Below are 8,599 nucleotides of genomic sequence, written 5' to 3'. Positions count from 1 at the left end.
GGCGTCGCCGAGGCGGCCGGCGATCCGGTAGCTGACGGGCTGGTAGGAGGTCCACCACTGGGAGCCCTGGATGTGCTCCTGGGGCGGGGAGACCTCGACGAAGCCGTAGCCCTTGGGACCGAGGGTGTCGGTGCACTCCTTCGCGACGGAGTCGTACGTCCACTCGAAGAGGGTGGCGGTGACGTCCTTGCTGCCGGGCGGGGTGGCGTTGGCCTGCGGGCTGAGGACGATGCCGGCGCCGGCGGAGAGGGCCAGCACGGCGGCGGCCGTGAGGGCTCCGGCCGAGCGCGGGCGGCGGCGCGCGTGCGGGCGCGCGGGGGTGCGGTTGTCCACGGTGTCTCCTGGAGGGCCGGGGGCGGCCCGTCGGGGTGGGTGGAGGCCGTCGGTGAGGGTGGGGGGCGGAGATGCTCGGCCCGCAAGACCGTTCAGACGGTTGCTGCAAGCTCACTGAAACTTGCAGGAAACTTGCTGTTTGCAGAAGGTAGGACCCCGGTGGTGCGCCGTCAAGAGCTCCGCAGCGGCCCGTGGCCGGCACGTCGGAGGGCCTCCCCGCAGATCGCGGGAAGGCCCTCGGCGAGGAACGGACGAAGCGTCAGACGGCGTCCGGGCCGCGCTCGCCGGTGCGCACACGCACGACCCCGTCGACGGGCACCGACCACACCTTGCCGTCGCCGATCCGGCCGGTCCGGGCGGCCGCCACGACGGCCTCCATCACCGCCTCGGCGTCGGCGTCCTCCACCACGACCTCGATCCGCACCTTGGGGACCAGGTCGATCCGGTACTCGGCGCCGCGGTAGACCTCGGTGTGGCCGCGCTGGCGGCCGTACCCGCTGGCCTCGGTGACGGTGAGGCCGTGCACGCCGAGCTCCTGGAGCGCGGTCTTGACGTCGTCGAGCTTGAAGGGCTTGACGACGGCCGTGATCAGCTTCATGCGGGCGGTGTCCTGTCGGGCTGGAGGGCGGGGGCGCCCGGGCGGGCGGGGGCTGGATCGTCGGGAGCCGGGCCGTCGGGGGCCGGGCCGGGGCGGCCGGGACCGGCGGACACCGGACGGGCGGGGCGCGCCACCTGGGCGGTGCCGTGCCCCAGGACGCCGTGATCATAGGCGGTCTCGGCGTGCACGGCGAGGTCCAGGCCCGCGGTCTCGTGCTCGGCGGGCGCCCGGAAGCCCATGACCCGCTCGACCCCCTTGCCGATGCCGTACGTCGCGGCGAAGGCGTAGACGCCGACCGCGAGCACCGCGGCGGCCTGCCTCGGCAGCTGGCCGAACCCGCCGCCGTGCAGCAGCCCCTCGACGCCCCCGGTCATCGCCCGCACCGCGAACAGGCCGATCAGCAGCGTGCCGATGACGCCCGCCACCAGGTGCACGCCCACCACGTCCAGCGAGTCGTCGTAGCCCAGCCGGTACTTCCAGCCGACCGCGTACGAGCAGACGACGCCCGCCGCCAGGCCGATGAGCAGGGCACCGAGGACGTCCACCGAGCCGCAGGCGGGGGTGACGGCGACCAGGCCCGCCACCGCGCCGGAGGCGGCACCGAGGGTGGTGGCGTGCCCGTCGCGGCGCTTCTCCACCGCCAGCCAGCCGAGCAGGCCCGTGCAGCCGGCGGCCTGGGTGTTCACCAGGGAGGCGGCCGCGAGGCCGTTCGCGCCGAGCGCGGAGCCGCCGTTGAAGCCGAACCAGCCGAACCAGAGCAGCCCGGCGCCCAGCAGCACGAGCGGCAGGCTGTGCGGCCGCATGGCCTCCTTGCGGAAGCCGATGCGCGGGCCGAGCAGCAGCGCGAGGGCGAGCCCGGAGGCGCCGCAGTTCACCTCGACCACCGTGCCGCCGGCGAAGTCGAGCGCGCCCAGGCGGTGCAGGACCCAGCCGTCGGGCGAGAAGACCCAGTGCGCCACGGGGGCGTACACCAGGAGCGTCCAGACGGCCGTGAAGGCCACCCAGGAGCCGAACTTCGCCCGGTCGGCGACGGCGCCGCTGATGAGCGCCGCGGTGATGACCGCGAAGGTGAGCTGGAAGGCGGCGAAGAGCAGGGTCGGCACGTGGCCGGTGACGGAGGCGGGGCCGATGCCGCGCAGGCCCGCGTGCTCCAGGCCGCCCAGCAGGCCCCAGCCGCCGAGGTCGGGGCCGAACGCGAGGCTGTAGCCGGCGGCGAGCCAGACCACGGTGACCACGGCGATCGAGGCGAAGCTCATCATGATCATGTTGAGCACGCTCTTGGTCCGCACCATGCCGCCGTAGAAGAGGGCGAGGCCGGGGGTCATCAGCAGGACGAGCGCGGTGCTGGCGAGCAGCCAGGCGGTGTCGCCGGTGTCGATTCCGGTCGGCATGTCGGTGGGTCACCTTCCCCTTCGGCGCGGCGCGGCGCGGCCCGGCCCGGACAGGCGGGCAGCCGGGTGGGCGGGTCCGGACCGGCCGTCCGGGGAAGCCTCGCGGGCGGCCGTTACCGCGGGCGCACGGGGGTGTTTCCCGGATGTTTCGTGTTGCGCGGGGGTTTCGAACTCCTCACCGCCGCTGCGGGCGCCCCGGGGGTCGGGGCCGGGGGTTCCGGGGCTCGGGGCCCGGGGTTCCGGGGCTGCCGTGCGGGCCCCCGGGGCCCCGCACCGCGCCGCCCGGCACGGAGTCCCTCCCGGGCCGCCGGAAGGGCGCGGAAGGGCGCGGGAGGGCCTCCTGCGGCCCCGCGCGGACCGCTGCTCCCGGACGGCCCGCAGACCGCCTGCGGGGCGCCCCGGACACGGGCCGGGCCCGCCGGTGCACTGTGCACCGGCGGGCCCGTCACCGGCCGCGGCGGTCCGGCCGCGGTGTCCCGCACCCGGCCGCCGTCGGCCGTCTGTCACCTCTGGACGGTCACTTCTGGACGAAGACCGCCACCGTCCGGGCCGGGACGGTGAAGGTGCCGTCCGCAGCGTCGAAGGACGACCCCTTGACCACCGGGTCGGCGCCGCCGGCCTGCACCGGGTGCAGCGCCTGGTGCGTGCCCTTCAGGCCCGCCACGGTCTGCTTCTGGGCCTGCGGCGTGGCGTTGAAGACCACGGTGAGGCCCTTCTCGGCGCCGGCCAGCCCGGTGCCGTCCAGGTGCATCGTGATCACGCCGGGGGTCTCCCCCGCCGTGCCGGAGAGCGGGAAGGAGAGCCGCCGCTGGACCTGGGCCGCGGTGTCCAGCGCGAAGAGCGGCGAGGACTGGCGGATCTTCAGGAACTGCTGGTACTGCGCGCTCGCGCCCTCGATCGCGTCGCAGCCCGGCTTGAGCGCCGGGTTCGCGAGCAGGGACTTGGCGACCGGCCACATCGACTGGTTGTCGGCGGCCATCGGCAGGCCCCGGCCGAAGCCGTTGCCGTCCTTGCAGTCCCAGTGGATGGCGTTGAACCAGTCGCCGGAGTCGAAGGAGTTGGCGTCCAGCGACTTCGAGCGCATCAGGTCGCTGCCGGCCTGGGCGAAGCCCGGGCCCTGCGCGAAGGCCGTGGTGGCCAGCGCCAGCGCCTGCATCCGCGCCCGGTCGGCGGCCGGGGTGGCCGTCGGCAGCTTGTAGGCGAGGGCGTCGAACAGGTCGGCGTTGTCGTGGGCGTCCACGTACTCGACGGCCTCGCCCGGCTGGGCGGCGTAGCCGGTCGGCGAGCCGTTGTAGTCCACGCCGGCGCCGGTGGTCGCCTTCCCCGCGGTGTCGGTGAAGGAGTACCCGGCCAGGTTGCCGGTGAGGCCGACCTTCACCTGGTCCATCTGGTGCAGCAGGCGGGCCTTCTGCTCGGCGGGGGTGCCGTTGGCGTCGCTGCCGTTGGGGTCGGTGTAGAGGCCGGACGCGAAGCCCTGCTGCTGCGCCGAGGAGAGCATGAAGTTGCCGCCGCGGGCGGCGTCGCGGATGCGGTCGTTGAAGGTGGCGATGCCGGTGCCGGCCATGTTGGCCTGGGTGGCCTGCACGAACCGGGCGTCGTTGGCGACCGTGCCGAAGTTCCAGCCCTCGCCGTAGAGGAAGGAGTTCCGGCCGTCCACGCCGTCGCGGGCGGTGGTGAGCCTCGCCAGGCTGGCCTTGACGTCCAGCATGGTCTGCTTGGGGTCCAGGCCCATCAGGTCGAAGCGGAAGCCGTCCACCTTGTACTGCTTCGCCCAGGTGACGACCGAGTCCACGACGAGCTTGTTCATCATGGCGTGCTCGGGCGCGGTGTCGGCGCAGCAGGAGTCGGTGGTGACCTTGCCGGCGGCGGAGAGCCGCTGGTAGTAGCCGGGGACGACCTTGTCGAGCACCGAGTGGGCGTCCTGGCCGGAGGCGGCGGTGTGGTTGTAGACCACGTCCAGGACGACCCGCAGGCCGGCCCGGTGCAGGGCCTGCACCATCTGCCGGAACTGCACGGTGCGGGCGGTGCCGCTCGGGTCGGTGGCGTAGGAGCCCTCGGGGACCGTGTAGTGCAGCGGGTCGTAGCCCCAGTTGTAGGCGTCGTCGGCCTGGACGGCGGCCACGCACTCCTGCTGCTTGTCGCTGTCGGCGGCGAGCGCCCCCAGATCGCAGGCGGGCAGCTTCTGGTCCGCGCGGTTCTCGCGGATGGTGGCGATGTCGAAGGTCGGCAGCAGGTGGACGGTGGTGACACCGGCCTTGGCGAGCGCCTTGAGGTGCTTCATGCCGGCCGACTGCGACCGGGTGAAGGCCAGGTAGGTGCCGCGCTCGGCCGCGGGGACGGTGGAGTCGGCCACCGAGAAGTCGCGGACGTGCAGCTCCTGGATCTGCTGCTGCGTGGGCTTGACGGCCTTCGGCGCCGGGGTGGTGTCCCAGCCGGCGGGCTTGAGGGCCCGGTCGGACAGGTCGGCGACGATGCTGCGGCCGGAGTCGGTGGTGAGGGCGACGGAGTAGGGGTCGGTGACGAGGTTGTCCACGACCTTCTGCACCGAGGGGGCCCAGACCTTGACCCGGTAGACGTAGGAGCGGCCCTTCCAGGAGGCGGGGCCGGTCACCGACCAGACGCCGGTGGCGTCGTCGCGCTTCAGCGGCAGCACCTCCGGGGCGCCGCCCTTCGTGCCGTCGTACAGCTTGACGCTGACGGACTGCGCGGTGGGCGCCCAGAGCGAGAGGGTGGCCTTCCCGTCGCGGAGGACCGGGCCGAGCTGCGCCTTGGCGGCGGCGCCCGCGTACAGGTCGTCCAGGACGCCGGGGAGCTGCACGCCGGTGGCGGCGATCAGGGCGCCGGAGGCGCTGTGCTGGGTGGCGACCACTTGGCCGCGCAGGGCGCGGGTGACGCGCCCGGCGTCGCGCGGGTCGACGGTGAAGGCGCTGTAGCCCTTGAGCTCGGGGTGCTTGGCGAGCTGGGCGTCGGTGAGGCCGCCGGCCTTGGGGAGCAGGCGGATCCAGTACCCGTCCTTGCTGAGGGCGCCGTCCTTGACGGTGAGGCCACCGGCGGGGTCGTAGACGAGCTGGGCGCTGGCGCTCGCCGGGAGGTCGGTCTTCCAGGCGAGGGTGGAGGCGTCGATCCACTGGGCCTTGGCGGCGGTGACGTCGAGGTCGGCGCCCTTGGTGCCGATCTGCGGCAGGACGTAGCCGTCCTGGCCGCCGTTGATCCACACCTCGCGGCCGACGCCGTTCAGGTCCAGGGACTGGTCGGTGGGCAGGTCCTTGGTGTCGCCCTTGTGGATGATGTAGCTGAGCGAGGTCGCGCCGGCGGCGAGGGGGACCTCGAAGACGTCGCCGTAGGCGTCCTTGCGGACGGGCTGGAGCGGGCTGCCCCAGTCGGTGCCGGTGGCGGCGCCGGTCCAGACGTGCATGCCCCAGCCGGTGTAGTCGCCGTCGGCCCGGTGGTAGTGGATGACGGCCTTGGACGGGTCCGGGGCGACCGGGCTCGGGTTCTGGGTGGCGACGTCGCCGCTGCCCTGGGAGACCCAGACCTCGGGGCCCTTGGACAGGTCGATGCTGCGGTCGCCGTCCCAGTCCTTGGTGCCGTTCTTCTCCACGACGAAGCCGACGGAGGAGGCGCCGGGCTTGAGCTTGACGTACGCGAAGGCGCCGTAGGCGTCGCGGCCGGTGAACGGGTGGCCGTCGGGCCAGGTGGTGCCCTCGCCGTCGGCGATGTCGCCCCAGGTGTAGAGGTTCCAGCCGTCGTAGTCGCCGTCCTGGCGCTTGTAGTGGACGATCGCGTACGTGTAGGACGCGGCCGCGCCGCTGCCGCCGGTCTGCGGGGCGGGCGCACCGGTGGTGAAGCCGCCGGTGGCGGAGCGCAGGTGCCCGGCGGAGTCCTCGACGACGGCCTTGTAGCGCACGGGGGTGCCGGGGGCGACGGCGGAGAGGTCCTGGGTGACCTGGTAGGTCCCGTTGTCGGCGGTGCCGAGGGTCTGCCAGGCGCCGTCGCCGACCTGGGCGGCGAAGGTGACGCGGTTGAAGCCGCCGCCGGTGACGTCGGCGCCGACGGTGACGGTGCCGGTGGAGCCGTCGGCGGGGGCCTTGAGGGTGAGCCCGGGGGCGGCGGCGGGGGCGTCGGCCTTCCCGGCGGCCCGGTAGACCACGGCGGAGCCCGCCGGGACGGTCACGGTGAGCTTCCGGTCGGCGCCGCTGGTGGCGGTGGCGCCGGAGGCGGCCGGGTAGACGGGGGCGAAGCCCATGCCGGCGGAGAAGGTGTCGAGGGTGACGGTCTTCTCGGTGGCGGCGTTGTTGACCGCGACGACGTACTCGACCTGCTGCTTCGCGTCGATGCGGGAGAAGGCGTAGACGCCGGGGCCGTCGGCGGCGTAGCGCTCGATCTGGGCGCCGTCGGCGAGGGCCGGGTTCTCCTTCCGCAGCTGCGCGAGCTTCGCGATGGCGGAGAAGAGGGGGCCGGAGGTGCCGTACCGGTCCTCGGAGCCCTGGTCGCCGCCGAGCACGGTGTCGTCGTTGTAGGACGCCACCTTGGAGGCGAACATGTCCTGGCGGGCGTCCTTGTCGCCGCCGTCGCCGGTGAAGCCCTGCTCGTCGCCGTAGTAGACGACGGGCTGGCCGCGGGTGAGGAACTGCAGCTCGTTGGCGAGCCGGTCCTTCTTCAGCAGGTCCGCGGCGGAGGCGCCCTTGTCGTCGCTCTGCAGGAAGTTGCCGAACCGGCCCATGTCGTGGTTGCCGAGGAAGGTCGGCAGCTCGTAGGCGTCGGTGGCGGCGGTGGTGTACCGGTAGTCCTGCCCGTAGAGCTGGGAGAGCACCTGGGCGGAGCCGCCCTGGGAGACGTAGGTGCGGGCGGCGCTCTGGAAGGGGAAGTCCAGGGTGGCCTGGAGCCTGCCCTTGGTGACGTAGGGCGAGGTGACGGCGGTGTCGGCGGAGTAGACCTCGCCGAACATGAAGAACTTCTTGTTCCCCTGGCGGGTGGCGTACTCCTTGAGCGCGGTCGCCCACTGCTGCCAGAAGGCCATGTTGACGTGCTTGACCGTGTCGATGCGGAAGCCGTCGACGCCGGCCTCCTTGACCCAGTGCTCGTAGATCCGCTCCATGCCCTTGACGACCCGCGGGTTCTGGGTGTCGAGGTCGTCGAGGCCGGAGAAGTCGCCCTCGGTCGCGGACTCGCCGGCGAAGGTGGAGTCGCCGCGGTTGTGGTAGACCGTCGGGTCGTTGAGCCAGGACGGGGTCTTGGCCTTCGCGTCGGCGGCGGAGCCGTAGACCGGGGTGTAGGGGAACGAGTCCTTGGTGATCCTCGGCCAGGACGAGGTGCCGTGCGCCGCGTTGGCGTCGGCTATCGCGGTCTCGTCGACCGGGGCGCCGTCGGCGTCCAGGGTGGGGTAGGCGCCGCGGGAGCGGTAGGTGTAGGTCTTCTCGGCGTAGTCGACGACGTCGGCCGTGTGGTTGGTGATGACGTCGAAGAAGACCTTGATCCCGCGCGCGTGGGCTTTGCGGATCAGCTCCTTGAGCTGGTCGTTGGTGCCGAAGTGCGGGTCGACCTGGGTGAAGTCGGTGATCCAGTAGCCGTGGTAGCCGGCCGAGGCGTTGTCGCCGGCGCCCTGGACGGGGCGGTTCTTGAAGATCGGGGCCATCCAGATGGCGGTGGTGCCGAGCTTCTGGATGTAGTCGAGCTTGCCGATCAGGCCCTGGAGGTCGCCGCCGTGGTAGAAGCCCTTGTCGGCCGGGTCGTACCCGTGGTCGAGGCGGCCGCCGGTGATGCCGCCCTTGTCGTTGGCGGCGCTGCCGTTGGCGAAACGATCCGGCAGGACGAAGTAGAACTGCTCCCGGGTCAGGTCGTGCCGGGCGGCGGTGGCGGCCAGCGCGGCGTCCGACGGCGGGGCGGGCGGGGTGGCGGCGGGGGCCGCGGGGGCCGCCCATGCGGCGGGGACGGCGCCCACCGTGGAGGCGATCAGCGAGGCCGCCAGCAGCGCCGCGGCGCGTCCGGGTCTCCTGCGGGCGGTGGAACGGGGCTGCTGCGCGGGCGATGCGGCCACGGGTGGACTCCCTCTGAGGCGGATCGGTGGGAGGACCGTAGTGGCTTGCAATATGTTTCAGCAAGATGCAGAAAGTGTTGCAAACAAAGTCTTGACTCCCCCGCGCGGGAGGGGCAAGGTCGTCACAGCACCCTCCGCGACATCGCACCGCCGCAGGGCCTCCGGGCGCCCTGACCCCGCTCTGACCCGAGCGGCCTCGCGGCAGGCGGACGGGTGCACCACGCGGGTCCCCGGTGAGGG

3 protein-coding genes and 1 pseudogene are annotated in these 8,599 nt (G+C 73.1%); all 4 read right to left on the bottom strand.

Translation table 11 applies throughout. From position 1 onward, the window contains the following. Nucleotides 1-258, bottom strand: a pseudogene (locus tag LO771_RS22490) (glycosidase); the annotation flags it as partial. 334 nt (nt 259-592) lie between these two features. Beyond that, nucleotides 593-931: a P-II family nitrogen regulator gene (locus tag LO771_RS22485; protein ID WP_230745498.1), complete on the bottom strand. Its 339-nt coding sequence runs from the start codon at nt 929-931 to the stop codon at nt 593-595. Beyond that, complete coding sequence (locus tag LO771_RS22480) at nt 928-2,322, bottom strand: ammonium transporter (RefSeq protein WP_230745496.1); 1,395 nt, start codon at nt 2,320-2,322, stop codon at nt 928-930. The genes LO771_RS22485 and LO771_RS22480 overlap by 4 nt, the downstream gene beginning before the upstream one ends. A 517-nt stretch (nt 2,323-2,839) precedes the next feature. Then, nucleotides 2,840-8,359, bottom strand: a complete 5,520-nt coding sequence (gene pulA, locus LO771_RS22475; RefSeq protein ID WP_230745494.1) for a pullulanase-type alpha-1,6-glucosidase — start codon at nt 8,357-8,359, stop codon at nt 2,840-2,842. Nucleotides 8,360-8,599: the final 240 nt, after the last annotated feature.

Origin of the sequence: Streptacidiphilus sp. ASG 303, assembly GCF_020991365.1 — a bacterium.
Classification (GTDB): Bacteria; Actinomycetota; Actinomycetes; order Streptomycetales; family Streptomycetaceae; genus Peterkaempfera.
Note: the sequence above shows the minus strand (reverse complement) of the source record. Positions and strands in the feature narration are given on the sequence as shown.

Excerpts from the sequence above, each read along its gene's own strand:
- LO771_RS22485 (WP_230745498.1), bottom strand. The coding sequence starts at position 931 with ATGAAGCTGATCACGGCCGTCGTCAAGCCCTTCAAGCTCGACGACGTC.
- LO771_RS22480 (WP_230745496.1), bottom strand. The coding sequence starts at position 2,322 with ATGCCGACCGGAATCGACACCGGCGACACCGCCTGGCTGCTCGCCAGC.